A 25,215-nucleotide genomic window follows, 5' to 3' on the forward strand; every position below is an offset into this window, starting at 1 on the left:
AATAGTGATCGATTTTACTTCTCAAAGTGATGTTCGAACCGAACCTATCTCTTATACAGTTCGGGCAACGCCGGATAAGGTCTTTGATGCCTGGGTCATACCGAGCATGGTTGAAAAATGGTGGGGTCCTGACAATTTCACGACACGTGTACTCAATCTCACTGCCAAGGTTGGCGGGTGCTTTGCTTTTGAGATGAGCGCTCCAAATGGCAGTTCCTGCGTTATGTCCGGTATATATCGCGACGTTGACAGGCCAAAGCGTTTAATTTTTGAAGTCCATGAGCATTGTAATCTCAACCTGCCAAACGGCACTGAGCCGCAAGAGAATGCGTCTCTGGTCGAAGTTGTATTCAGGGACAGCGAGCTTGGTACCATCGTTACCCTGACACATACGCTCCTCAATACTGACTACGCAAAATTGGCAAAAGTCAGTTGGGCCCAGTCAATTCGCCAAATGGAAGCTGTACTGACCGAATCTGCTATTCCGACCTGAAAAGGTATATTGGCGGATGTCACTATTTTGGGCGTGGTTAGTACATATTCGAATTCTTGAGCTTCGAGGTTTTCCCAATACAGAGTTCGCTTGCCTTTGCTTTTGCAGCCCTTGTAAAGAGCTGCACTCAATATTTGTAGCCTTCAAGGTCCACAGAGACATTACGGAATTATTCAGAGGCTCCTTAGCTTTTTATAAAGGCGAGTAAGTCGGAATTAAGTATACTGGAATTGTTTGTGAGCATTCCGTGAGAATACCCAGTATAAACTTTTAGTGTTGAATTCTTGATAAGTTTGGCAGAAAGCATACTGGAAGTTTCTATTGGCACAAGCTGATCATCATCTCCATGCATTATTAGTGTTGGCGCATTTATCTTTTTTAAGTCTTCCGTGAAATCGGTTTCTGAGAATGCCTTAATACCTTCATAATGGGCCAGGGCACTACCCATCATGCCTTGACGCCACCAATTTTGGATAGCTCCCTGAGAAACTACTGCCCCTGACCGGTTGAAACCGTAGAATGGTCCGCTTGCAACATCAAGGTAAAATTGTGAACGATTTTCTAGAAGTTGTTTGCGGAAGTCATCAAAAACCTCTATCGGAATGCCCTCTGGATTTATATCACTTTTCACCATAATTGGCGGGACTGCCGCTACCAGGATCAGCTTTGCGACGCGCCCTTTGCCATATCGAGCGACGTAGGTAGCCGCCTCACCCCCTCCTGTGGAGTGCCCGATATGTATGGCGTTGCTCAGGCCTAAGTGTTCTGTAATCGCAGCTGCATCCAAGGCATAGTGATCTATGTCATGGCCTGTTGGAATCTGACTTGAGCGGCCATGACCGCGTCTGTCGTGAGCAATGACCCTATATCCTTGCTTTACGAAATAGAGCATCTGTGAGTCCCATTCGTCGCTACTTAAGGGCCAGCCGTGGTGGAACACAATTGGCTCCCCTGAGCCCCAGTCCTTATAGTAGATCTCGGCGCCATCCTTTGTGAGTATCATGCCCATTGAACTATTCCTCGTGAGTAAGAGTATGCCGCTGGCACTGACTGGTTCCACCGCTGACAGTCTGATAAATTATGCAGTGAAAAATTCTGAATCCGGGTAGAAAGTAAATGGCTCTCTTGTAGAGCTACCAAGGGGTTTGCAAATCAATTATATGAGTTTAGCTGGATTCGTCATGCCATAAACTTCAATTGTTATGTAGATCTACTTGTTGGCATAACCGGGTTCTTTATCTTCTGATAATGCCCAGTAGGCATCCAGGTATCCAACAGGTAATGAAAGACTCCAAGCTTGAAGCTTAGAATTGTCCACTCGCAGATTCGGAGGGCATGTTTTTATGACAGACGTTCAATATCTGGGTGCGATTTTGAAGGATTAATATATTTAATTCCGAATTATGACTTTAAGTCAGCTTTTATGTTTTTGCGGTCAGGTTTCTTACATCAAACAGTGGCCCCCTATTTTAATAAAGGTCTCTGTCGCGGTCAGGTACCTGGTGTTGAAGGATTTCATTGCTATCATTAGCTATTTTATCTCTAATACAGGATCAAAAATAATTAATTGGTGACTTATCATGGGGCACAATACCTGCATTGCGGCAAAGATTGCTCTAATTAGCTGGATTAATGAGTTAATGTAAGCTTCCTCTGTATCAATAATATGATCCAGCTAGCGATAACAAATGGCGAAGTTAATACAATAATATCAGCACTCATAAAAGCCATTGCGATTGGAACAGTTAATACACTTCCTGTAAGTGGGGCCAGCCACTGCTTACTTCCATTTGATAATGCAATAGCGCTCAGAGAAGCGTTGTAACCAAAGAGTCCTGCAAGGATTAATGTTGGTGATAAAGCTAGGAACATGGCCAGTAATGTGGCAAGTAATCCACCAATAATGCCCCAAAATGCATGAGACTTATTCGAGATAAAAATTCCAATTAAAAAACAAATACCTGTAATGGCATTGTTCTGAAAGATAATTTGGCCTATACCTTCGAATATCCCCCAGGTCGAAGTGTTTTCGTTCTCGAATGTTGCAGTTGGCACTACATCTAGCGTTAAAGCCAATATCCATATAGCCCATATCACCAGAATGTATGGTGCAGCATAAGGAGGAAGGACAAAGTGAAGCATCATAAAGCGCATGATCAAGACTGTTAAAGCGCTTCCACCGACAATCAATAAAACAGTCATTAGGGATGGTGCATATAATAAGAATATGACTACACCGATCAAAGCTCCATTGTACCCAAATAGTCCATCTTCAATTTGTTTTACGGGGTAATTTAGAATACTCGCACAGATAGTCGCGGTGGTAACACCAAGTATAACTCCAAGAGCCATTGCAGCTGAGTTAAGTGCTACACCAAGTAAGAATAAAAAGCCACTCAAAGCGTTTTTTTGAAGGATAACTTGGCTAATTCCTCTGAAGATGCTAACAAGACAATATTTGAGTTTTGTAAGTATCGGCTTTGTCATAATATCTTTAATACAGCCTTAATTCGGATAAGCTAGAGTGGCTGCCAGATTTTCGAGCCAAGTGTAAATAAAATGTGTTGCGTGTGAGCTTAACAAATGGGCTCTGCCCGCTCACTTGTTATCGGCCATACTTATACCCATAAGATGCATAGTAATCTCAGGTCATTCAGAATAAGCTATGAGCAAAGCCATAGTTACCAGTTAAGCTGATCTTTTTTCCATATATTGTAGTGCTACTTGGTTGACTGTCACGTTCTGACCAGAAGCCCATATCCTGCTTTAGCTAATTTGATTTTTTCCACTGCCTGTGACGGAATGAGTTTTCCCAAAAATCATCTACAATTCAACACACCACTTAAGCGCCTTGAATTGTACTTTAAAACTCTTCCGGTGTTATATGGTTAAACGATACTTTCGATAATGAGGTAGCAAGCATGTTTAATAACGTAGGTTGGATTATCGAAGGAAAGATAAGAAAGGGACATGAAGCGGAGTTCAAAGCTGTTGTGAATGAGATGGTCGCAGCAACTAAGAAAGAAGGTGGAACCCTGAACTACCAGTATTACGTAACCGATGATGGAAACGTGCTTATCTACGAGCATTTCAAGGATTCCAAGTCTGCCCATAAGCATATTGACTCGTGGGACAACTTCGCCGACCGTTGGATAGCGGCTGCTGAACCAACTCGCTTGGTCCACCTGGGAGATATGCCACAAGATCTTCGGGAGCGTCACTCAGGCCTGCAATCAACTCTATACCACCCTTATGCTGGATTTGAACGTTCAGGCGGTAAGGCTCACTAACCTTCAAGGGAAGACAGTAAAGGTGTAAGACTTTCACCAGTTGAGTTGATAACTACATGTTTCAAGACAGCTGGTGAAGGTTGGGTACCCTTTCATTTATAAAAAGTTACTCCAGCAGTTTCATGGAATCCCATATTTCTCAGCCAATCGATCGATTTCTGCTTGTGATCTGGAATTATCTGGACACTTCGCACCAAACCATGGGTTTAGATCACTATCTGTATTTGTAGCAGGTAGCTCTTTAACATCAAAACAGCGGTCTCCAACTTGAACAAAGGTTCCTGTCGAGGTCTGGTATCTGTTTTCTGTAGGCTGATATCGACGGACTTTGTTGCGTTCCCTGGCTATTTTTCTCTCAAGAGCGGGATTGAATACAGACGGTTGTCGCCCTGACCTTGGCGCAGTTGGGAGATCCTCGGAATGGGGCCTTGCCTCTAATGCTCCTTCCAATTTGGGTGGTGGCTCTTCTATTTTGGCTGGCTTCACCTTATTCAAACTATCAGGTATTGGCGGGCTAGTAACGGTTACTCCATCTGTCGGAGCGGTATCCTGCTTTGATACTGCGCTCGGTTCTTCAGCAGTTGGCGGAGACGTAGAAGGCAGAGGAGTAAATGGGGCCAGTAAATTGACTTCTAGCGACGTGTTGGTCCTAGGAGTTGGACCTGGAGCTATTGATACTGGAACAACTATCAGTGCTATATGGGTTCCAATAGCAATAAGTACTGACACTGCAAAGCACCAATTTTTGGTGGTTTTGATGTTGGAGAGTGCAGGTGTCGTCGTATTAAAATCCATCTACTTCGTAGACCATATCTCAATAGACCTGGCCAAAATCCTTTTCCGAAAAACTCTGTGATTAGTGCGATAACAGGTAGGACTCCCACAGATCTTATAAGTTCTTTGGAGCCTCCAACTTCACCTGGTTGTTACTTTATGACAATGAGGCCATCGCCCTCCTCCAGTTAGCCTTCTTCGTTCCTGAATACACAGAGAATCGCCCCAGGGTTCCTAGTCAAACAAATCCTCTTAGCCTTATTGTAAGAATTTGCACTCCAGTACGACCAAGGTGGGTATCTAAACAGATTGTCTTCAAATTGGGGCTTATACCCTGCCACTAAGGATATGGATTGTATGAAATTTATCCGCTTAGCTCTTCGCACCTTGATCGCCGCTACATTAGTTTTTTCTATGCCATTCGCTCTAGCATCAGAGCCATTTTCCGAAGAACGATTCAAGGAGTTACAAGCCGCCAAACGACCCATTTTGATCGATGTGAGAGCAGATTGGTGTCCAACCTGTAAAAAGCAGGGCGAGATTCTGGCGCAGTTTCAGAGGGACAATGCCCAGTGTGGCCTTACGATCCTGAATGTGGATTTCGACTCCCAGAAAATGTGGGTTAAGCACTTCCGCGCTCCTCGGCAATCAACGCTACTACTGTTTAATGGAGAGCAACAGGTGTGGTTCAGTGTTGCCGAAACTCGTGCCGATGTAATTCAGCAGAATATCTTCGATTCAGTTAAGGCTTGTACTGACAATGCTTGAGCTTAGCGCCATCCCCCTGGCTTTGATCGCGGGTACTCTCAGTATTCTCTCTCCCTGCGTTTGGCCATTGGTGCCAATGGTTGTCGGGGCTTCTAATAGTGCCGGGCGCTGGGGGCCGTACGCGTTAGCTATTGGGCTGAGCTTGTCATTTGCATTGGCAGGTACGGTGCTGAGCTTTCTATTGGTCTCCTTAGGATTAGACCCAGAACTCTTCCGCTATATTGCCGCGATAATGTTAGTGGCGGTTGCACTAGTCTTGTTGATCAAACCACTTTCCGATTGGCTGACCTTGCGCTTATCAAAAATCACCGCAGGGTCGAGCAATACCGGTGATGGAGCTTGGGCTGGGCAGTTTGGTATTGGCTTCCTTACCGGAATCATCTGGCTGCCATGTGTTGGCCCTACCCTGGGTGCAGCTATAGCTCTCGCCTCCATGGGCCAACAGTTGGGGCAGTCATTTATGGTGATGTTTGCTTTCGGGCTAGGTACCGGTGCAGCGCTTTTAGTGGCTGGGGGGCTATCGAGGCAGATTTACACTCGACTATCACCGTCAGTAGGGGCTGTCGCGATTGGGGGTAAAACAGTGCTGGGTCTTATACTATTACTGCTTGGGGTCCTGGTCTTGAGTGGGCTCGATAAAGTAATGGAAGCCTGGGCTTTAAATTGGATTCCCGAGTGGACTTTCAGTTTTTGATGACTCTTTAGCGACTAGTCGAGCGCTGTTGTTTTTTTTGGCTGGGTATTCTTATCCGGCCTTTTTTGTGAGCTCTTAACTTGCAAATACAGAGTTAGCGTTATTAATGATTAGGTATTCATTCCCGTCGTCGGCGTAAATACGCACTTTTCATTTTGGAGGATTTACGATGGTAGAAATCGAATGTCTATGGGAGTGCAATGATGGATTGGGCGAAACGCCAATCTGGTCAGCGGAAGATATGTCTATTTATTGGGCTGATCACGTTAACCCCGAGCCTGACCCCACTGATGCTCGGCCTCCAACCATAAAACGCTTCAGTATCGAGACAGGTGAATGCAAGACCTGGGAGATGCCTGAACAAATAGGCTCTTTTGGCTTCCGCCGTGGAGGTGGAATGATCGGAGGGGGGCGGTCCGGTTTCTTTGCGATCGACTTGGAAAACAGGCGTGTCGATACAATCGTTAATCCTGAACCCGGTAGGCCCCACAGTCGTTTGAATGATGGCAAAGTGGACCGCTATGGGCGTTTCTGGTGCGGTAGCATGGATGTGCGTTTTAAAGACAAATCTTCCTATCTCTATTGTTTGGAACCCGATCTAACCTACCGAAAGGCCGATAAGGATTTTCGCTTTGTTGTAGCCAACGGCATTGCTTTTGACCCTGAAGATACGCGAATGTATTTCGGGGATACCTTTGGACATATGGTTTACGTATTCGATCTGGATATCAGTGACGGCCGGATTAGCAACCGGCGCCCTTTCTTTTCCATAGAAGACCGACAACCAGGAATTGTCGACGGTGCAACGGTAGATACGGAGGGGTTTTACTGGTTTGCGTTGAACCTTGGGGGCAAAATCTTGCGAGTAGACCCTAAAGGAAGGCTTGATAGAGAGATCGACCTGCCGATTCGCAGCCCTACCTGCATCGCTTTTGGCGGTAAGAACTACGAGACACTGTTTGTCACATCTCAGCAGTCATTCCTTACTAAAGAAGAGCTGGCTCGGCACCCTCAGCCTGGCTGTATCCTGGCGATTCATGGGCTCGGTGTCCGAGGGCTTCCTGAACCAAAATTTGGTGGCTGATCTATCCTTGAATGGGTCTCCTCAGACAAGATTTCCCGAACTCACGCTTTGCGTAAGTAGGATCTTTGGAAGTGATAAATCTCAACAGTAGATTTTAAAAGAGAGGTGTCAATTGCGTATCCCCGCCATCCCGCCTGAAGAACTCGACGAAGAACAGAAACCTCTCTACGAAGATATGAGCACCGAGATGAAGAGTTATTTCTCGGGTTTTATCAAGAAGCGCAAGGATGGGGCTTTGCTAGGGCCTTGGGCTCCGGCTTTGCAATATCCCAGGTATGGGAAGCCTTGGTGGGACTATATCAAGGCCATTGCAGATAAGCCTGTTTTGCCCAAGACCTCCAGGGAGGTCGCGATTCTGGTGACCGGAGCCAGGTTTAAAGCGGGTTATGAATTGTACTCCCATACGATTATTGGGGAGAAGAGTGAGTTGGCGAGGAGTAAAATTGCCACTATCGCGGCAGGCCAGCGCCCAATAGACCTGACTTTTGAGGAGGCTGCTGCTTATGATGTCGCCGCATCACTTGCAGCCGGCGGCCGCTTGCCACAGGCTACTTGGGAGATGGCCGTTAGTGCTTTTGGTGATGAAGGTGCCGCTGAGCTGGTCTTTCTCGTGGCTGGCTATCATCAGGTCTCTGCTATTTTGAATGGTTTTGATGTTTCCATACCCGGCGACGGAAGTTAGGGAATATCTTGATTCGGGAGGGGGCAAGAACGTTTTGGGTTTATCCAGCTCAACTCCACACTCATCCTATATGTAAGTTGTGGAAAAAGTAGCGTCCTCTAAATGCTTGAAAGCAAATACCACTCTCTTCGAGAGTGATTGAGTGGAAGGAAGGTAAAGTGTGTAGTTGGGATAGGTTGCAGGGCCATATTCCAACGCCGTACAGATTCTATAGAGTTTACGAGATGGCATTCGCCATCTCGCAGGAAATAGCCCGTTATTGGGCGGCAACAACTTGGGGTATATCTGCAGACAGCTTTGACTGGGATACCTGCCTATAGATATATCGGCTCGTATAGAGGCAAATGCCCCCCATTACCAGGGCACCCAGGTCAGTGAGGACCACTGGCAAAGTGACGGACTTCCAGGGGACCAGCAGACCGTTCCCCGTTACCAGTGCATTCAGCATAGGGATACCGCACAGCAGCAGGCCTGCGCAAAGTGAGAGATCTGCTAATGCAGGTTTTATCTGGCGGCGCAATATCGCCCAGGCTATGGCCACCCCCCATACAGAGAGATACACCATTTCAATCCAGTGAAAGCGCTGATCGCCACCACTACCGGGAGGTAACAGCTTATTGGCATAGAAAGTGGCCGCGGTGGCGACAACCAAACCGGCACAAACCCCTACCGTGAGCAAACTGAGGAACCAGCCGGAACCTCGGGTATTGATATCACCAGAGGGGAGCTTTTGCCTCTGTGCCTTGCGAACCTGCCAGATAACGGTGCCCGTTACCATCATCAAACACAATGCCAATCCCAACACAAAGTACAGGGCTTTTATCAGGAAGCCACCGTAGAGTGCGTAGTGAAGTGGAGTCAGTGAAAAATACACCCGCATAAACGGACCTGAGTCCTGCACGGGGTTATTGATATTAACTACTTCGCCATCTTCACTGCGGTATTTGACATCTACAAAGCGCACCAGCGCCTCGTTTGTTTGGCCCGAGACTTGGACAACCTGATTTCGATCTCCGTAGGCCTCCACATAAATGGTTTGAGGTTTCGCATTAGGCACTTGGTTCTGGTAGCGCAGCAGTATTTGATTATAGCTACTGGACTCCAAAGGCTCGCCAGTTATCTCAGGATGTTCCCCCACTACCGAGGCGACTGCTGCTTCCACATTACCTTCAAAAGCAGAAAATGCAGCAACCTGGATCATAATGCCATTCAGGCCAAGTATTGCGCCGGTAAAAGCAATCACTATATGGAACGGTAGCGGCCAGACCCCTAATACTTTGTGCAGGTCTGTCCATTTGAGCCGCCTGCTGCGATCCACACGGAATTTAAACATCTCTTTAAAGATTTTCTTGTGAATGATGATGCCACTTAATATCGAGAGCAGCATCACCAAGCCCATCAGTCCAACCAGGTAGCGTCCAAAAGGCCTGGGAAACAGTAGATCAGTGTGCATATACGTCAATAGCTCAGCGAAATCAGAGCCGCTGGGCGGCAGCACTTCACCGGTATTGGGGTTTATATGGCGTACCTCGGTTTCCTCGCTTTCAGCATCAGTCCAGAGCACTTCCAGCATAGGATGGTAGTAGTCTGGCATTGAGATCATAAAAAAGCTGTCCTCACCGATATTTGCCTCGGCGAGCACCGGAGCGACCAGTCGATCTACATCCACAGGCGCTTCAGCATCGAAGGCAATACGATGCTCGGGGCGTTCCCATTGGGTCAGCTCGTGGCCAAATAGTGCGACCACGCCGGAAAAGGAAATTACGAATAGCAGGATAGAAAATAACACCCCAATCCAGGAGTGAATTTCGTAAAAAAGGATATTGCTACGCTGTTGCATTTAAGTTGGCTAGACCGAAAATTATAAAAAAGAAAGAGCGCTTAGTCCGAGCATGACCAGCAATAGAGACAACAGGTATGCCGCTGCGCGCCAAGTGGAGGCGGCGAGTAACCCCATACTCATATATCCGACCCATAAAAGTGTCGATAACATAGATCCCGCTGCCATCCGTTCTGTTGGCTCGGCGGACGGCCAGTAAATCGACAACATCACCGTGCTGGAAAACATCAAGATAATGCTCAGCACAATGGTCAGGGCGACCTGTTGCCAACTGATTTTTATTGAAGCAGCCATAGAGTTATCCGATAGTCAGAAGAGCCTGCTCTAATACCAACAAGCCCACTACTGACAGCGGAAAATGGCGAAGCAGCCAATTAGGTTTGATTGGGGCGAGCAGCGCTTGTAATAAAGCGCAGAACATCGCGACACAAAGCCAGATGGGTATTCCTACTTCCCAGCCATATAGGAATCCATAAGGAATTGAACTCAACGGAAGTACCCACCAGGCAATTCTTCGCAAGCGCTTAAAACTGCCGGGCTGTAGATCTTTATGTCTGGTTACAAAAACTAGTAGTACAGCAAAATAAGTAAGTAGGAAAGCCACCAGGTTAGACATTGAAGTTTTCCAGCCTTCTTTGCTTAGAGGTCGCGGATTTTTTGAACATTGCGCTTATTCTTTACAGAAATGGAGTTTCGTAGTTGCAAACATTGTCTTCAATACTGGGAAGCTTTGTATTTAGCGATCTACCGGGTTTAAATGTAAGCCACAAATAATAATCATTATCAGTTGTAGTCTATCTTAAGATACATGTTTGTTCAATTGGCTTGAAAATGCAGACAGACTGGAAGGTAGCAAGGAAGAGGCGCTAAGTTCTTTTACCTTTCTTCCATATCTTATCGTTCTTATCATGTGGATTATTGACTTCGAAGCCAGTGGCTTAGCCAAGCAGAGTTACCCTATAGAAGTTGGCCTCTACTCTGAAACAGTGGAATACCAGGCGCTAATAAGACCAGTGCCACACTGGTCTTATTGGTCCGATGATGCTGAATCGATACATAGCATTTCCCGATCAAAGCTAGAATCCGAGGGTATAGATCCAACTACAGTGGCTTATAGCCTAAACAGGATTCTTTCAGGGCAGATTGTCTATTGTGATGCCCTGCGCTGGGACAGTTTTTGGTGCAATGCCCTTTTTTCTGATACTGGTATTCACCAGGAGTTTGAACTCAGGGATATTCAGGAGCTAATTGGTGACTCTGAAAATCACTTAAGAGCATTCATGAATGAACGCGAAAAGCTGGAGGGCTCTGACAAATTCACAGTTCATCGAGCGCTGGATGATGCAAAAATAATCTGGAAGGCACTAAAAGTAGCATTAGCAGGCTGATATGAGTGAGTAGCTTTAAAGCTAAGTATAACGGCCGTCTTCCTTAGACTAACTAACAGAGAGTAGTAATTGGGCCTATTACTTCTACACCTTGTGGAGCCACTAACTTTTTGCCGCAATAAAAACACCACTTCCTATAAGTAAAGCCCCGGAGCCGTATTTTAGAGCTGGGGTCTTTCCTGATTGACTGATTGTTGACCGTGCTTTGCAGGCAAGGTACGCGTAACTGGCCATCACACCGCCTACGGCTAGCGTTGCAATTGCAAATATAATTGCAATGTCCAAAGAAGCAACTCGAGTTAGATCGAGAAATGCTGGAAAGAAGCTTACGTAGAAAAGAATAGCTTTCGGATTACCCAGCGTGGTGAGTAAGCCCAATAGAAAACTTGAAAAGCTGCTACGGGACTGGCTTGTTGCTATTTCGTTTTGGTTTTGGTCGACTTGGCTTCTCTTTGCTGAGAGAAAGAGATTCACTCCCAGCCAGATAAGAAAGGCAGCTCCAGCATATTTAATAACTATGAATAAGCTCCCCAAGGTTTCGGCTAGCGTTGCTAAGCCAAGCAGAGCTAACAAAATAAAGAAATAATCTCCTACAACAACTCCCACTACTGTAATTAACCCCTGGCGCAAGTCGAGTGTCACTGACCGGGAAACTACAGCTAATACTCCCGGCCCAGGTATCAGTGCTAGTACTAGCATTGAGATAAGCAGAACCAGGGATGTAGAGATTGTCATGGGGTACCCAATGTTCTTTAAGAATTTATTGCTTTGATTCTATATTCTCAAAAACTGTACATAAATTGTGCTTTTGAGGCTTCTTGCGGGCTCCTGCCTAGCAAATCCTTGGCAGCTGCTCCCCAGGCAAACGCTGCAATAACCGATCACATCCCAGATTGTTTTTTAAAATAACCTGGGAGCTATTTCCTCCCCCAACAGTACCAATAGCCGCAAAGCTGCTATCTGCTGTTGCTTTTCGGAGAATGGAAAGTGCCAGCCCAATATCTGCTTCGGGGACAAAAGCCACAAAACGCCCCTCATTCGCTACATAGAGTGGGTCCAGTCCCAATAACTCACAAGCGCCCTGCACGGCATCACAAACAGGTATCTTGCTCTCCTCCAAGAAGAAGGTCCGCCCGCAGTTTTCTGCTAGCTCCACCAATGCAGTGGCAAGCCCTCCCCGTGTGAGATCTCGAAGACAGTGGACTTCAATTCCGGCATTGATCATTTGTGCAACTACACCATTCAGTGGAGCACAGTCGCTGAGGAGATCACTTTCAAACTCGAGTCCCTCTCGGCTGGCCATTACCGCCATGCCATGGCGGCCGAGATCGCCAGACAGGATAATAGAGTCACCCTGGCAAATGCGGTTGGGATCAATGGGTTGTTCTCCTATTAGGGTACCGATGCCGCTGGTATTGATATAGAGCCCATCCCCCTTCCCTTTCTCTACTACTTTGGTATCGCCGGTGACTAAGGTAATTCCTGAGTTCCGGGCAGCCTCAGCCATCGAAGTCAGAACCCGTTGAAGAGTTTCCAGAGGCAACCCCTCTTCGAGAATCAAGCCACAGCTTAGAAACTTGGGTTCCGCGCCTGCCATGGCCAAATCGTTGACGGTGCCATAAACGGCAAGCTCACCGATATTGCCTCCAGGAAAGAAAAGCGGTGAGATAACAAAGGAGTCGGTGGTAAATACGAGCTGATCCGGTTTCCATGGAAGTGTTGCACTGTCATGGGCCTGGGAGAGCCAGGGGTTATCGAAGACAGGTTGAATATATTGATCGATCAAGCGTTGGGTCATCTCCCCACCGCTGCCGTGGCCGAGACGTATGATCTCTTCAGCGTTTGGTGGAATTGGACACTGTAGATTCATTCGATTCCACCTGATTCCGGTAGCGATAGTAGGCTGCGCAAGCGCCTTCAGTGGAAACCATTGGTGCTCCCAGCGGCTGCAGGGGGTGGCAGGTCTTGGCGAAATGAGGGCAGTCTCCGGGCTTCTTCAGCCCCAGCATAATATCTCCACTGATACAGCCATTGTTTTCAGAAATGCTAACTGCTGGCAGATTGAATGTTTGTTCTGCATTAAATCCTGAGTAATCGTCGTTCAATACCAGACCGCTAGCGGGAATCTCACCTATACCCCGCCACTGTTGTGTTGCTACTTTAAAGACCTGTTTAATCAAGTCCTGGGCAACGGTATTACCCGTTTTAGTAACCGCGCGCTGATATTGGTTTTCTACTTCACAGCGGCCACTCTCTAATTGACGGACACACCGGAGTACGCCTTCAAGGATATCCAGGGGTTCAAAGCCTGTAATCACTATTGGAACCTGGTGCTTTTGCACCAAGCTGCGGTATTGCCGATATCCGGTAATTGCGCAGACGTGACCCGCAGCAAGGAAACCTTGAATCCGGCAGTCTTCACGGGCACATATCGACTGAATTGCCGGTGTAACCAGGAACTGGGATATCAATGCGTAAAAGTTGTTGATTTGCTTTTGCTTGGCGAGGGAAAGCACCAGGGCATTGGCGGTAGCGGTCGTTTCAAAACCCACCGCAAAGAAAACGACTTGTTTACCGGGATTCTGCTCTGCCAAATTGAGTGCTTGAAGCGGCGAGTAGACGATACGGATATCGCCCCCGGAAGCTTTGACTTCTAGCAGGTCGCGGTCAGAGCCCGGTACTCGCAACATATCGCCAAAAGAGCAGAAAATCACATTCGGGATTGCTGCAATGGCGATAGCTCTATCAATGGTTGGCTGGGGAGTGACACAAACCGGACAGCCAGGGCCATGTACCAGTTGAATTCCGTCAGGTAGCAGCTGTTGCAAGCCATATTTTGCGATTGCGTGAGTTTGCCCCCCGCAGATTTCCATAAGGGTCCATGTATGAGAACTTATTTTCCGGATTTCTGCTGCCATTGCCCGGATAGTTTCGCTGTTGCGGTATTCCTTTAGGTATTTCATCACAGGCTGGCTCAACCCAGTGTTTTAAGAAATTCGAAAACTTTATTTGCTTCTTCTTCTCTCAACTTGCTGATCGCGACACCTACATGAACGATCACGTAGTCACCTACTTGCGCTTCAGGCACCAGCGACAGATTTACAGATTTACAGACATCCCCGAAGGAGACTCTACCAGTGCGCTCAAGAACTGACTCCTGCCCTATAGATTCAATTTTCCCCGGAATACCCAGGCACACTAGGAGCTCTCCTCCCCCAGAGATTGGCCCGCGGCATCCATGCAGTGAGCGTAATGGATTTGGCCAAGGGCAATTCCACCGTCATTCGGGGGGACCTCGCTGTGGCTGTGAACAGAAAAGCCCTGACTTTCCAGCAATTGGGTAACAGTTTCGGTGAGCCGTTTATTCTGGAAAACACCGCCGGAGAGAAAGATATTCCTTTCTCCCTGCTGCAGTGCCACCGCCAACGCCATTTGTGCAAGAGTATTGTGAAAAGCTGCGGCCCGCTGCGGCAGCGATCGGTTCTCATCATAGATCAAAGCGCTGATACAAGGCGCCCAATCCAGTTCCAACTGATCTGCTTTCTTTATGAGACTAAAGGGATAGCTGTCTTTAGAGCTGACTCCACGCGCGCAATGTTCCAGGGCCATAGCGGCTTGCCCTTCGAAACTGGTGTGTGCGGTCAGCCCCAAAAGTGCTGACACCGCATCGAATAGGCGACCGACTGAACTGCACGGTGGGCTGTTAATACCACCCTCCAGCATTGTAGCCAGGTTTTGGCGCTCACCACGGGTGAAGCATCGCTTCAATTGGCGGTTTTCCAGAGCGACAAATCCTGAAATCTCATACAGGAGGCCCGCGGCAGAGCGCCTGGGTTCCCGCACAGCTTTCTCCCCTCCCGGCAGGGGAAATGTCCGAAAACTGGCGATATGTTTAACGGGAGATTGAGCATCCCAGTGTAAGAACTCCCCACCCCGAACGATACCACTGCGGTCGTAGCCGGTTCCGTCCCAGCAGATTCCCAGCGCTGTTCCCGAGTAAGCGTGCTCTGCCATGCAGGAAAATAAATGCGCTACATGATGCTGGACCCCGATTCGCACGGCTTTCTGTTTCATTGCCCAGCGGTGGGAGGTATAGCCTGGATGAAGGTCGTGGATTAATTTATTCGGGTGACACTGCTGTAGTTTGGTTAGATCGCCAATGGTTTGATTAAAGTGCTTCAAGGTATTGGCACTACCTAAATCGCCAATATGTTGGCTGGGGTAAGCCCATCCGGCGTTGGATAGAGCGACCGTATTTTTTAGGTCTGCCCCCAAAGCCAGGAAGATTTCTCCCTTCTTCTTACTCTTTCGACTGAGGTCGGGCAAGGTAATCGGTAACGGAGCATAGCCACGGGCGCGTCTCAGCATCAGTGGACGATTATTGACCACCCTGAGTACAGAATCATCCAGTGGACGCAAAATTCTACGATTGTGAATCAGGAAATAATCAGCAATTTTACCGAGACGCTCAAAGGCTTCATCATTTTCTGTACAAATCGGTTCTTCAGCGAGATTGCCACTGGTAGCGACAAGAGGTCCACGATATTTGTGCGCGAGTAAATAGTGCAGAGGTGATGCCGGGAGCATCACCCCCAGGTCTGCGAGATTTGGTGCTACTAGCGGGTGTATCGAGGATTGACTGTTATCTTTCGCCTCCAGCAAGACAATGGGTCTTTCCCGGTTAGATAAAAGTTGCGCCTCCTGCTCAGAGACGCAGCAATCCTGGCAAACGCTTTTCAGCTCGTCATACAACAGCGCGAATGGTTTATGAGGTCGCTGCTTGCGTTGGCGCAGGTTTGCCAGGGCCTTACCGCTGGAGGCATCGGCCAACAGCTGAAACCCACCCACCCCTTTGAGGGCAATAATTTTTCCCTGGGCAAGGACGTCGAGGGCTTTGGATAGCGCCCGCTCCCGCTTGGCAATGGTGACTCCGTTAGTATTACAGAAGAGCAATTGGGGGCCGCATTGTGGGCAGGCATTGGGTTCGGCATGAAAGCGACGATTGAGGGGGTCCCGGTACTCCCCTGAGCATTTGCCGCACAGGGGGAAATGGTGCATGGAGGTGTTGACACGATCGTAGGGCAGCTTGTAAATGATGCTGTAACGGGGGCCACAAAGAGTGCAGCTGATAAACGGGTAGTCGTATCGACGATTTTTGGGATCTGAAAGTTCCTTCAGGCAATCATCGCAAGGGGCAAGATCGGGCAGGACGATAGTTGAGCTGCTGGCGTCCCGTACACTGGGTAAAATCCGAAAACCATATTCCGCCTGAAGGGCCACCGGATAGGATTCAATTTGGGTAATCCGGCTGTATGGGGGCTTGTCTGAAGACAACTTATCGATAAACTTTTCAATCTCCCGGCTTCTTCCCTGAGCTTCAATTCGCAAGCCACCGCTGTAATTGGCTACCCAGCCTTTTAATTGGAAGCTATCTGCCAGTCGATAGACAAAAGGCCGGAACCCTACCCCTTGAACCAAACCGGCAATTTCAATACGGCGGCGTTCAGTGGCCATCAGTCTCCTCGAACTTTAAGCTCTCCAGGATTACGTCCTGGGCTTCCCTGTGATTGATATCCTTGAGTTCATCAATCTCTAGCTTAATCCCTTCAAGTGAGGTGCCGAGTACCTCCCTGTCAAAATGCTCCCGCAAGTGCTTGGCAGATATATGCGCCAAAGCACCCAGACGCAATCGGACGCCGATCGGCTTGCCCGGCTCATCTGAGGCGAGTTCGTGTATTTTATCGATCAGGTTTTTGATGAGATTCATTTCGTGCATTGCGGTCTCCGCTATTTAGCGACAGGTGCGCGAGTATGACTTGTTCCGCTTGAATTACAGCGCTGGCAACCTTGGGGGATAGACACTCTCCTTTTGCCAGGTTCTCTGAATTGATGGCAAAGATATCCAGGCGTTCAGGCAGGGAACCGATAAGCTTTCCCAGAGACAGCGCTTCGCTCAAGCCAAATCCGTGACTCGATGTATTGCATAGTGATGGTGCAAGCGTGTTTCTCAGGCCATCAATCGCGATGATGTCCCCTACCGGGTGCTGATTACTCACCACAGCATCAACAAGGCAAACCCATCGATTTTTCCAATGCGTCAATAAATGCAGAATATCGCCACCGCTTTCGAGGTATTCCACCGATGCTCCGAGCTTGGGACGCAAACGAGCGACGACATGTGGCCCCACACCATCATCGCTACGCAGGGGATTTCCCAGACTTACCAGTAGCCACGGGTTAGGAACTCTGACCTTGCCCATTATTCAAATGTAGCTGCAGGAAATGTGTTGAGCAGGAAATACAGGGGTCGTAGTTTCTTATTGCCCGTTCACATAATCCTCGTAGCTTGTCCTCTGGAAAGTGCATAAAGCTCGGTAACATCAGGCGGAGGTCGTCCTCTATGGTCTTTTGGTTTTGTGAGGTCGGGGCGACGATTTTTGCCACTGTGATCTTTCCGTTCTTATCGATGTCGTAACGGTGATATAAAAGTCCGCGCGGAGCCTCGGTAGCTGCACAACCACTTGCGGCTTTGGGCTTCGTTGCCAGGTGGGGCTCCTCGGGTTTCTGGTACTTGCCAATAATCCGCAGGGCTTCTTCGAATGCGTGCAAGACCTCGAGGCTCCTGACCAGAATGCTCTGGAAAGGATTTAAACAGGGGGCCGCGACCTTGAGGCTCTCTGCAAGTTGCCGGGCTCTTGGCGACAGCTTGTCTCGATTGAGATTAAAGCGAGCGATGGGACCTACCAGATAGGCTCCCCTATTCTTCAGGGTGCAATGCAGCGCGGTGCTGTGGGCCAGGTGTTCTTCTTCAAAGTAATTCTCGTAGTCGCGGGCAGTAATATCGAGCCCCTTACTGGAAGTGATCCTGCCTTCATTCATTGGGTATTCTGTGGGGTGCTTCAGGGCAACAAATTCGTAGTGATTATCACGGCGCCACTCGTAATTGGGAAAAGGTAAGGTCGACGACCAGATCACCAGTTGCTCGGCGAGATCCCGGGCAGTTTCCAGCTGCTCTGCCAGGGCTGTGAGTTCGCGATTTTCCGGAACTTTGTAGAAACCCCCAACCCTGACATTGATGGGATGTACTTCCCTGCCACCGATCAATCGAACCAGAGCATTCCCCGCCTTTTTGATCTCCAGGGCATTCTTAACCACCTCTGGGTGATCCTTAGCCATTGCAACAGCATTGGGGTAACCGAGAAAGTCCGGTGCGTGGAGCATACTGATATGCAGCATATGGCTCTCGATCCATTCTCCGCAGTAGAGCAATCGGCGCAGCTCCCGCAAGGCACCACTCGGTTTAATCCCCAGTGCATCTTCCATTCCATGGACGGCGCTCATCTGGTAGGCCACCGGGCAGATTCCGCAAATGCGCGCGGTTATATCCGGGGCCTCCAGGTAATCACGCCCCCTGAGAAGTGCTTCAAAGAATCTGGGGGGTTCAAAAATCTTGAGTTGTACCTTCTGTACGCCGCTGTCGTCGTAGTCGATATGGAGGGCCCCCTCCCCTTCGACTCGGGCGAGATAGTCCACTTTAATCGTCTTGCTGTGACCCGCCATATAGACCGCCTTAAAGCCGAGTCAGTGTGTATAAGTGAGTATTCTAAGTGCGTCCATCCCTTTCCCTAACCTCACTTTCTACTTTAAATGCATCTGCTAATGGATTGAAATTTCGAAGGTTTTCTATAGTTAAAGTGTTTTCTACATTCAATTTTTCCAGCCACCAATGGCACAGAGATCCAGTGTTGGAGTTTTCCTTGGGGCCATAGCAAGCGTAGCAACCACGGTTGTAGCTCGGACAGATAGCTCCACATCCAGCGTGGGTAACAGGCCCCATACAGGGGGTGCCGTGGGCAACCCATATGCACACATTGCCCCGCAACTTACATTCCATACAGACCGAGTGATTAGCTACCTGGGGTGGCCTTCTATGCAGGAAGGCGCTGATGACCTCCAGAAGTTGATTCTTGTTGATGGGGCAGCCTTGTAACTCGAAGTCCACCGGAACATGTGCCGAGATCGGAGTGGAGTCCTTTAGCGTGGTAATGTATTCAGGGTGTGCATAAACCGCACGGGTGAACTCTTCTACATCGGCAAAATTTCGCAGAGCCTGTATGCCGCCAGCAGTAGCGCAGGCCCCGATACAGATAAGAACCCGGGATTGACGCCTGACCTCCAGAATCCTCTCTTTATCTGCCGGGGTAGTAATGGAACCCTCAACCAGGGAGATATCAAAAGGCCCCTCTTGAATTTCACTGGATGCCTCCATGAAGTAAGCAATATCCAATTGGTCCGCGAGAGAGAGAAGCTCATCTTCACAATCCAACAAACTCAGCTGGCATCCATCACAGGAAGTGAACTTCCAAACAGCCAGTTTGGGGAGAGATTTACTAGAGGCTACAGGCTGTTGATTTGGAACCACTGGCGAACATTCCGGTAGCAGAATACGGGACCGTCCTTACAAACAAAGTTAGGCCCCCATTGGCAGTGGCCGCACAAGCCGATAGCACACTTCATATTTCGCTCCATCGACAGGTAGATATTGGACTCGGCAACGCCCTTATGTCGAAGCACTTGAATACAAAATCGCATCATAATTTCCGGACCGCACAAAAATATCAGGGCATTACCTGTATCCAGTGTAGATATACGCAGGGGATCGGTAATTACACCAACATGACCTTCCCAAGTGCTGTCGGCATGATCTACCGATACCACTAATTCAAACGACTTTCCCCAGTCTTCCAACTCTTGCTGGTAAAGCAGTTCTTGTGGTCGCCGGGCTCCATAAAAAACCTGCAAGCTACGTGCCGGCAATTGCCCCTTGAGAAAGCTGTAGATCAATGGACGAAGTGGCGCCAGGCCGAGACCTCCGGCAATGACTATCAGCGGCCGCCGCTTAACCAGGCCAATTGGCCAGCCCTGCCCAAAGGGCCCCCGGACACCCAATTGACTGCCTTCTGGCAATCGGCAAAGGGCCTGGGTTGCGAGCCCCTGGCTTTTGATCGTGTGGATCAGGGGCTCATCACTTGAGGTGCCTGGTCCGCTTGAGGAAATCGCAACCTCTCCCGCGCCAAAGGCATAGAGCATATTGAATTGCCCTGGGTGTATTGAGTCTCGGGATTTGCCTTCCCGCGTGAGTGCCAGGGTTACGGTCCCAGGATACTCTTCACGGCGCTGCTCTATCCGCCATACCTGGGGTATCACGGCTGGCGATCTCCTTGTGAGGGGTGTGGCCCATAGAGGTCCAATAGCTGTATACGTGTTGCCTGTAGTCTATCTGTTGCGATCTTGGCAAACCGCTTCATCAGTTCAAAGCCGAGTCTTGGTTCTCTTTCGCACTTATCCCTGAGACACTTCCCCCCTAACCGCAGGCTGCGTACTGACGTTAGTGCGCGGGCATCGAAGGCCGTACGGTAAGGTGGATAGAGCCAGGACCAGCCAAAAATATCTCCGCCGTGGAGCGTCATCAGGCAAAGGGGGCCGTAGTTGGGCACAAAAGTTTCCACCGCCACACGCCCCGAGCGAATCAGAAAGAAATGATCGGCCGAAGTATTTTCCCTTGCTAAATATTCCCCTTCTTTATAGTGGCCATTTGAGGTGCAGCCGGAGAGGAATTGTAAGTCCTTCTCAGCCAGGCCGTTAAAGAATGGATGCTCATGCAAAAGATCCGTAATTGTTTTCACTTTTGCTCCTGGGCGCGAATTTTCTGCACCTCTTCAGTAATATCGATGCCCACCGGGCACCAAGTGATACAGCGGCCACAACCGATACAGCCGGAAGTATCAAACTGGTCGTACCAAGTCGCCAGCTTGTGAGTCATCCACTGCCGGTAACGAGAGCGGGTATCTGCCCTGACCGAGCCCCCGGACAAATAACTCAAATCAGCAGTGAAACAGGAGTCCCAACGCTCCCAGCGCTCCGCCTCTGCTCCAGTAAGATCGGTGGTATCTTCAACCGTTGAGCAAAAGCAGGTAGGACAGGCCAAGGTGCAATTGGCACAGGATAGACAGCGATCGGCGACCTGCTCCCAAATCGGGCTGTCATAGTTTCGGTAGAGTAGCTCCTTCAAATCTGAGCTATCGAACTGGCGCGGGCCGCTGCGAATTTTTTCAGCGGTACTTTCCACCGCCTGGTGGGCGTCAGAGGTTTCCTCTGGTGTGGCACTTTCTATGGGAAGCTGGTTCAATACTTGTTTGCCAGCGGGGGTACCACTTCGTATCAAGAAAAAGTGTTGCTTGATGTCAATCACTTCCGTCAATACCAGGTCACTGGCCAGTTGTACTTCTGGTCCGGTGTTCATAGAGGTGCAGAAGCAGGTGCTGGCCGCAGTGGTACACTCAACCGCTATGGTGAATAAACCGGCACGGCGTTTCTCATAACTGCTGTTTTTGTATTCACCATGGGTAAACACCTTGTCCTGTATGGCAATACCATGTAGTTCACAGCTGCGCACTCCCAGGAAAGCGTATTTAACAGGTGGTTCTTCGATCTCCAGAATCTGCAATTCCCCGCCAGTGTTGCTCGCCTTCCATATCGGTCGTCGAGGAAGTTGCAAAAACTGTTTCCAGGAGTGTGGTCCAACCGAGTATCCAAAATATGCAGAATCGGAACGGCGCTTTACCCGGTAGCGCCCTCCTTCCTGCTCATCGGTCCAGCCCTGAGGGAGATCTGTTGCTGAGGTTATTTCACCATAGGTAATGGCCCTGTTATGTAATACAGGGCCATGTAATTGATAACCTTCGGTGCGGACTGCCTGGATCAAGGTGTCCAGATCCTCCGCCCGTAGCTTGAGCGATTTCAAAAGACCCGATGACAATCTTTAGTAATAAGGCTACTGGGTAATACTGCCTATATTTCCGGTTCCAGATTGGAATGCAATTGCACTGGCATTACTATTGCCCTGGCTTGTTTCTTGCTGGTTTGTGCTGCCAAACTGAGTCACCATAGCCATATTTCCGGTACCGGATTGGGAAACCATAGTCATGTTTAAGTCGCCGGATTGCATAGTGATAATACTGTGTCCAGAACCCGCTAGCTGCTCTACGTCGGAGTTATTTTGCAAGCCAAATTGCTCAATTTGGATGCTGCTATCTGAAACATTCAGCTGGATGGCATTGGCTGTTTGCTCCAAGTCAAACTGGTCGATATCAATGATCATATTATCGCCATCGTTTTGGGCGCTTCCGGCAGTATGCAACATTCCGTCCTGGTCAATAGACAGGCTCTTTAGCGTACCGGTAGATTGAAATCCGATCCCACTATGCATTGTGCCATTTTGATTCACAGCAATGGAGCTGAACGAGGTCGATGTTTGCGTCGCTCCGGTAAGATTCATACTGCCATCTTGAAATACATTTACCACATCTGACGTTGAATTAAATTGTACGTAGCCTGCACTGTTTGCGTCGCCTGACTGACTTATCAGGACGCCACTTTGAATTGCCGATATCTGTGCTGTAGCAGCCTCATTAGCGGTACCTACCTGGGTATATTGAATTGACGCGCTTTCACTGCCATTCTGAAGTGCAGATAGTGTCATGTTTGCACTTCCCGTTTGCTCAATACTGATGGTGCTGGCTAGCGTTGTATTTGTCTGTTCTCCTTCAGACTGATTGTTATCACCGTCCTGCTCAATAACTATGGAGTTGGCTACGGATGCTGCATCAACCTGTGTGGCCAGCGCACTATTAGCGGTGCCAAACTGGGTGACTTGTGTAGTGTTGTTATTAGCCAGTACATGCCCGTTTATCGCAAGCATTAAAGCCGAACCGATTAGAACCTGAGCTTTCATAAGTACCTTGGATTTTAATTAGCTTGGAAAGAATTGCCGACATATTCCTACCTTACTATTGGACTATGAGTAATCATTGAAGCCTTATCGAACACGCCAATACTAGTGTTCTTATAATCCTGAAACGCTGATTTCTAGTGAGTCCAAGTAACAAAGTATCGAACAGAGTGTTACCGGTATATATGAGGTTGGCTATGGGATAAAAGTATCAATTTTCTAGGAATACAGTCTAAGAGTTACATACGCTAAAATACAATCCTGAAAACCCGATTACATTTGCCAGGCAAATATGTATTTATATACCCAGAGGGATATTGGGCATAACTCATGCGCTATCGGAATGTTCGGTTGTCTTTGGAGTAACCAGGTTGAACCTATCTGACCAGCATCGTCAATTCCTAATCATCTGCTCAATGGGGGCTTTATCGGGAATTGTTTTTCTGGATGAAACTGTTGTCGGGGTGGCCTTACCGGCCATTCGTGATGAGCTGGGATTGGCACACGATACGGCGCATTGGATAATAAACGCGTACTTCCTGACACTTACTTGCTTTGCAGCTTTGGGGGGTAAATGTATTGACATGTTTGGCTTGAGGGTCATATTGGCAATTAGCACACCAATATTTGTAGCCTCTTCCATTTGGGCTGGTTTTACGAACTCAGGTAGTGCACTTATCACAGCACGAGTGTTTCAAGGGGTTAGCGCCGCATTTATATTTTCCTTATCACAAGCGGGCACCTATCTTGCTTTTCCTAAAGACAAGCGCGGATATGCAATTGGCATTTACGCGGCAATTTCTACCGCTTTCTTAGCTGTTGGTCCCATCGCGGGTGGACTCATTACCCACTTTCTTTCATGGCGCTGGATCTTCTGGATTACGATTCCCGTAGTTCTTCTGTCCGCCATTTTTGCCTTACTGGTTTGGAGGCAGCCTGAGGAAAGCTCACTGTCCAGGTCACGACTCGATACTATGGGTGTGGCACTAATGCTCGTCGGTCTTACCGGGCTGGTTTATGCCTTGATGCAAGGAGCAAGGCTTGGTTGGTCCAGTTTCATAATTCTCGGAAGCGGCGTTGTAGGGCTTTTGAGTCTCTTTTTCTTCGGTCGATATGAGCTGCGACAATCTAAACCGCTCATTGATGTCTCACTATTGAGACACCGGCCTTTTATGTCGGCAATCTACCCCTATATTATCGCTGAATATTCTGTTATTGCTACAGCAGTGTTCTTTCCGATCTACCTTCAGGACATCTTGGATTTTACTACCGCTCAGGCCGGCCTGGCCTTGATACCAGCAGTATTACCCTTCCCTCTAGTTTCAATCTATATTGGCCGACTTGCAGACAAGATTGGTTCTCGTCGTATCGTATTAGTAGGTACATTATTGGGAGGTGTCGTAACTATTCTGCTGGCTGTATTGCTTCCCTTTAAGATCTACCCACCATTAGCTGTACTCTTATTGTTATGGGGGGTTGCAATGTCTTGTACTATTGGCCCTGCTCGGCGACTGGCTTCACACGTTGCAACACTAGACAACCAGGGACAGCTGAGTGGAACTATTGTCACTTTACGTCTACTTGGGGCGACTGCTGGTGTCGCAGCCTCCAGTGCTTTACTAACTAATGGTTTTCCAATACCGTCAGTATTCTTGTTAACAGGTATGCTTTTATTAACATCCTTTGTGTCCACCTATTTCTTAATGAAGGGGTAATAGCTAAAGATAAGGAGCTTTACTCAAAAAACTTCATCACTTTTTGATATTTGTATACGATATACCAGCCAAATAAAATTATTGGTACGCTAGTGGCGGCTGTAATCACGTTGCTCAACATCGATAAGTTCAAGCCGATAATAGTCAGTGTAAATTCAAAAATATCGATAAGTACAAGCACAGGGATATAAAAAATCCATAGCTGTTCAAATCCAATTCTTTTTCCAAACGCCAGGCCGAACAGGACTATATAGAAGAGAGAGGATATCAAAAGGCTGACCACTAGCCACCAAGTGGGTGAGCCACCGCTATCATTGGTAAAAGCAAAGTACTGATACAGTAATTCTAAGGGCAGCATGACAAAAAATAGAATCCTCCAAGCTACACTGGGACTGTAGATTGGGTGATTGTCATCGAGCGAACTTTCGGGTGCTTGATAGAGGTTTTGCAAGTCCTCCCCTTTATTGATTGCCTTTCCCATAATCTTTGGTATGCCACGTTTAGCTTCTGTTTGTGTTGTGGAAAAATTTACTAAGCACCAGTTTTCAGAGCCGGACCAGTTTATTGCGGCCATCATAGTGGCTCCTCGCTTTTGCAGGAAGCAGTATCTGCCAATTAACCACTAATCATCCGCTTTTCCTAACTTCTGGAGACTGCTAGATAGACACACAGCTTCTAACTTGTTGGTACTGTGGA

28 protein-coding genes are annotated in these 25,215 nt (G+C 48.2%); 8 read left to right on the forward strand and 20 right to left on the reverse strand.

The features are described from left to right. Nucleotides 1-4: 4 nt before the first annotated feature. Nucleotides 5-493, forward strand: coding sequence for an SRPBCC domain-containing protein (locus BTJ40_RS11360; protein ID WP_108733196.1), 489 nt, complete (start codon nt 5-7; stop codon nt 491-493). A 184-nt stretch (nt 494-677) separates the two neighbouring features. On the opposite strand, the gene BTJ40_RS11365 is transcribed toward BTJ40_RS11360, so the two are convergent. After that, nucleotides 678-1,502 (reverse strand): alpha/beta fold hydrolase, encoded by an 825-nt coding sequence (locus BTJ40_RS11365; RefSeq protein ID WP_108733197.1) that lies wholly within the window; start codon nt 1,500-1,502, stop codon nt 678-680. A gap of 620 nt (nt 1,503-2,122) precedes the next feature. Further along, nucleotides 2,123-2,980: an urea transporter gene (locus BTJ40_RS11370; protein ID WP_108733198.1), complete on the reverse strand. Its 858-nt coding sequence runs from the start codon at nt 2,978-2,980 to the stop codon at nt 2,123-2,125. A 434-nt stretch (nt 2,981-3,414) separates the two neighbouring features. Between BTJ40_RS11370 and BTJ40_RS11375 the strand changes: the two genes are divergently transcribed. Beyond that, entirely contained in the window at nt 3,415-3,783 is a 369-nt protein-coding gene (locus BTJ40_RS11375; RefSeq protein ID WP_108733199.1) for a putative quinol monooxygenase, read from the forward strand. 120 nt (nt 3,784-3,903) lie between these two features. On the opposite strand, the gene BTJ40_RS22310 is transcribed toward BTJ40_RS11375, so the two are convergent. After that, nucleotides 3,904-4,512: a hypothetical protein gene (locus BTJ40_RS22310; RefSeq protein WP_157954032.1), complete on the reverse strand. Its 609-nt coding sequence runs from the start codon at nt 4,510-4,512 to the stop codon at nt 3,904-3,906. Between the two features lie 402 nt (nt 4,513-4,914). Between BTJ40_RS22310 and BTJ40_RS11385 the strand changes: the two genes are divergently transcribed. The 4 genes from BTJ40_RS11385 to BTJ40_RS11400 all read left to right on the forward strand — a co-directional run bounded on the left by BTJ40_RS11385 (nt 4,915) and on the right by BTJ40_RS11400 (nt 7,785). Further along, nucleotides 4,915-5,325: a thioredoxin family protein gene (locus tag BTJ40_RS11385; protein ID WP_238151981.1), complete on the forward strand. Its 411-nt coding sequence runs from the start codon at nt 4,915-4,917 to the stop codon at nt 5,323-5,325. After that, nucleotides 5,318-6,019: a cytochrome c biogenesis CcdA family protein gene (locus BTJ40_RS11390; RefSeq protein ID WP_108733201.1), complete on the forward strand. Its 702-nt coding sequence runs from the start codon at nt 5,318-5,320 to the stop codon at nt 6,017-6,019. The genes BTJ40_RS11385 and BTJ40_RS11390 overlap by 8 nt, the downstream gene beginning before the upstream one ends. A gap of 169 nt (nt 6,020-6,188) precedes the next feature. Continuing rightward, complete coding sequence (locus tag BTJ40_RS11395) at nt 6,189-7,103, forward strand: SMP-30/gluconolactonase/LRE family protein (protein WP_108733202.1); 915 nt, start codon at nt 6,189-6,191, stop codon at nt 7,101-7,103. Nucleotides 7,104-7,215: 112 nt separating this feature from the next. After that, nucleotides 7,216-7,785 (forward strand): carboxymuconolactone decarboxylase family protein, encoded by a 570-nt coding sequence (locus tag BTJ40_RS11400; protein ID WP_108733203.1) that lies wholly within the window; start codon nt 7,216-7,218, stop codon nt 7,783-7,785. Nucleotides 7,786-8,041: 256 nt separating this feature from the next. On the opposite strand, the gene BTJ40_RS11405 is transcribed toward BTJ40_RS11400, so the two are convergent. The 3 genes from BTJ40_RS11405 to BTJ40_RS11415 are packed head-to-tail and all read right to left on the reverse strand — an operon-like array spanning nt 8,042 to nt 10,241. After that, nucleotides 8,042-9,625 (reverse strand): PepSY domain-containing protein, encoded by a 1,584-nt coding sequence (locus BTJ40_RS11405; RefSeq protein ID WP_108733204.1) that lies wholly within the window; start codon nt 9,623-9,625, stop codon nt 8,042-8,044. A 21-nt stretch (nt 9,626-9,646) separates the two neighbouring features. Beyond that, nucleotides 9,647-9,919: a hypothetical protein gene (locus BTJ40_RS11410; protein ID WP_108733205.1), complete on the reverse strand. Its 273-nt coding sequence runs from the start codon at nt 9,917-9,919 to the stop codon at nt 9,647-9,649. Nucleotides 9,920-9,923: 4 nt separating this feature from the next. Then, on the reverse strand, nt 9,924-10,241 hold the full coding sequence (locus tag BTJ40_RS11415; protein WP_108733206.1) for a DUF3325 family protein: 318 nt from the start codon (nt 10,239-10,241) through the stop codon (nt 9,924-9,926). Between the two features lie 196 nt (nt 10,242-10,437). Here BTJ40_RS11415 and BTJ40_RS11420 point away from each other — a divergent pair, with 196 nt between their 5' ends. Continuing rightward, a complete protein-coding gene (locus tag BTJ40_RS11420; RefSeq protein WP_108733207.1) occupies nt 10,438-11,013 on the forward strand; it encodes a hypothetical protein in 576 nt (191 codons plus the stop codon). 102 nt (nt 11,014-11,115) lie between these two features. On the opposite strand, the gene BTJ40_RS11425 is transcribed toward BTJ40_RS11420, so the two are convergent. The 13 genes from BTJ40_RS11425 to BTJ40_RS11485 all read right to left on the reverse strand — a co-directional run bounded on the left by BTJ40_RS11425 (nt 11,116) and on the right by BTJ40_RS11485 (nt 22,774). Then, on the reverse strand, nt 11,116-11,748 hold the full coding sequence (locus BTJ40_RS11425; RefSeq protein ID WP_108733208.1) for a LysE family translocator: 633 nt from the start codon (nt 11,746-11,748) through the stop codon (nt 11,116-11,118). A 97-nt stretch (nt 11,749-11,845) separates the two neighbouring features. Next, a complete protein-coding gene (hypE, locus tag BTJ40_RS11430) occupies nt 11,846-12,883 on the reverse strand; it encodes a hydrogenase expression/formation protein HypE (RefSeq protein WP_108733209.1) in 1,038 nt (345 codons plus the stop codon). Further along, on the reverse strand, nt 12,849-13,976 hold the full coding sequence (hypD, locus tag BTJ40_RS11435) for a hydrogenase formation protein HypD (RefSeq protein ID WP_108735250.1): 1,128 nt from the start codon (nt 13,974-13,976) through the stop codon (nt 12,849-12,851). The genes hypE and hypD overlap by 35 nt, the downstream gene beginning before the upstream one ends. A gap of 11 nt (nt 13,977-13,987) precedes the next feature. Then, nucleotides 13,988-14,212 carry a HypC/HybG/HupF family hydrogenase formation chaperone gene (locus BTJ40_RS11440; protein WP_108733210.1) on the reverse strand — a complete coding sequence of 75 codons (225 nt, stop codon included), beginning with the start codon at nt 14,210-14,212 and terminating at the stop codon, nt 13,988-13,990. Beyond that, complete coding sequence (gene hypF, locus BTJ40_RS11445; protein WP_108733211.1) at nt 14,212-16,527, reverse strand: carbamoyltransferase HypF; 2,316 nt, start codon at nt 16,525-16,527, stop codon at nt 14,212-14,214. Before hypF ends, BTJ40_RS11440 begins: the two co-directional genes overlap by 1 nt. Then, complete coding sequence (locus BTJ40_RS11450; protein WP_108733212.1) at nt 16,517-16,789, reverse strand: hydrogenase/urease maturation nickel metallochaperone HypA; 273 nt, start codon at nt 16,787-16,789, stop codon at nt 16,517-16,519. The genes hypF and BTJ40_RS11450 overlap by 11 nt, the downstream gene beginning before the upstream one ends. Next, a complete protein-coding gene (locus BTJ40_RS11455) occupies nt 16,752-17,273 on the reverse strand; it encodes a hydrogenase maturation protease (RefSeq protein WP_108733213.1) in 522 nt (173 codons plus the stop codon). The genes BTJ40_RS11450 and BTJ40_RS11455 overlap by 38 nt, the downstream gene beginning before the upstream one ends. Continuing rightward, nucleotides 17,251-18,573, reverse strand: coding sequence for a Ni/Fe hydrogenase subunit alpha (locus tag BTJ40_RS11460; RefSeq protein WP_108733214.1), 1,323 nt, complete (start codon nt 18,571-18,573; stop codon nt 17,251-17,253). The genes BTJ40_RS11455 and BTJ40_RS11460 overlap by 23 nt, the downstream gene beginning before the upstream one ends. A gap of 43 nt (nt 18,574-18,616) precedes the next feature. Beyond that, the gene (locus BTJ40_RS11465) at nt 18,617-19,435 is read right to left on the reverse strand and encodes an oxidoreductase (protein ID WP_108733215.1); all 819 of its coding nucleotides are present in this window, start codon (nt 19,433-19,435) and stop codon (nt 18,617-18,619) included. After that, nucleotides 19,411-20,220 carry an FAD/NAD(P)-binding protein gene (locus tag BTJ40_RS11470; protein ID WP_238151982.1) on the reverse strand — a complete coding sequence of 270 codons (810 nt, stop codon included), beginning with the start codon at nt 20,218-20,220 and terminating at the stop codon, nt 19,411-19,413. Before BTJ40_RS11470 ends, BTJ40_RS11465 begins: the two co-directional genes overlap by 25 nt. After that, nucleotides 20,217-20,699, reverse strand: coding sequence for a cyclic nucleotide-binding domain-containing protein (locus BTJ40_RS11475; RefSeq protein ID WP_108733217.1), 483 nt, complete (start codon nt 20,697-20,699; stop codon nt 20,217-20,219). Before BTJ40_RS11475 ends, BTJ40_RS11470 begins: the two co-directional genes overlap by 4 nt. Continuing rightward, complete coding sequence (locus tag BTJ40_RS11480; protein WP_238151983.1) at nt 20,696-21,817, reverse strand: 4Fe-4S dicluster domain-containing protein; 1,122 nt, start codon at nt 21,815-21,817, stop codon at nt 20,696-20,698. Before BTJ40_RS11480 ends, BTJ40_RS11475 begins: the two co-directional genes overlap by 4 nt. Nucleotides 21,818-21,847: 30 nt before the next feature. After that, nucleotides 21,848-22,774 carry a hypothetical protein gene (locus BTJ40_RS11485; protein ID WP_157954033.1) on the reverse strand — a complete coding sequence of 309 codons (927 nt, stop codon included), beginning with the start codon at nt 22,772-22,774 and terminating at the stop codon, nt 21,848-21,850. Between the two features lie 401 nt (nt 22,775-23,175). Here BTJ40_RS11485 and BTJ40_RS11490 point away from each other — a divergent pair, with 401 nt between their 5' ends. Continuing rightward, on the forward strand, nt 23,176-24,519 hold the full coding sequence (locus BTJ40_RS11490; protein WP_108733220.1) for an MFS transporter: 1,344 nt from the start codon (nt 23,176-23,178) through the stop codon (nt 24,517-24,519). A gap of 19 nt (nt 24,520-24,538) precedes the next feature. Here the strand turns inward: BTJ40_RS11490 and BTJ40_RS11495 are convergent, their stop codons facing one another. Continuing rightward, nucleotides 24,539-25,093: a hypothetical protein gene (locus BTJ40_RS11495; protein ID WP_108733221.1), complete on the reverse strand. Its 555-nt coding sequence runs from the start codon at nt 25,091-25,093 to the stop codon at nt 24,539-24,541. Nucleotides 25,094-25,215: the final 122 nt, after the last annotated feature.

Source organism: Microbulbifer sp. A4B17, from assembly GCF_003076275.1.
Classification (GTDB): domain Bacteria; phylum Pseudomonadota; class Gammaproteobacteria; order Pseudomonadales; family Cellvibrionaceae; genus Microbulbifer.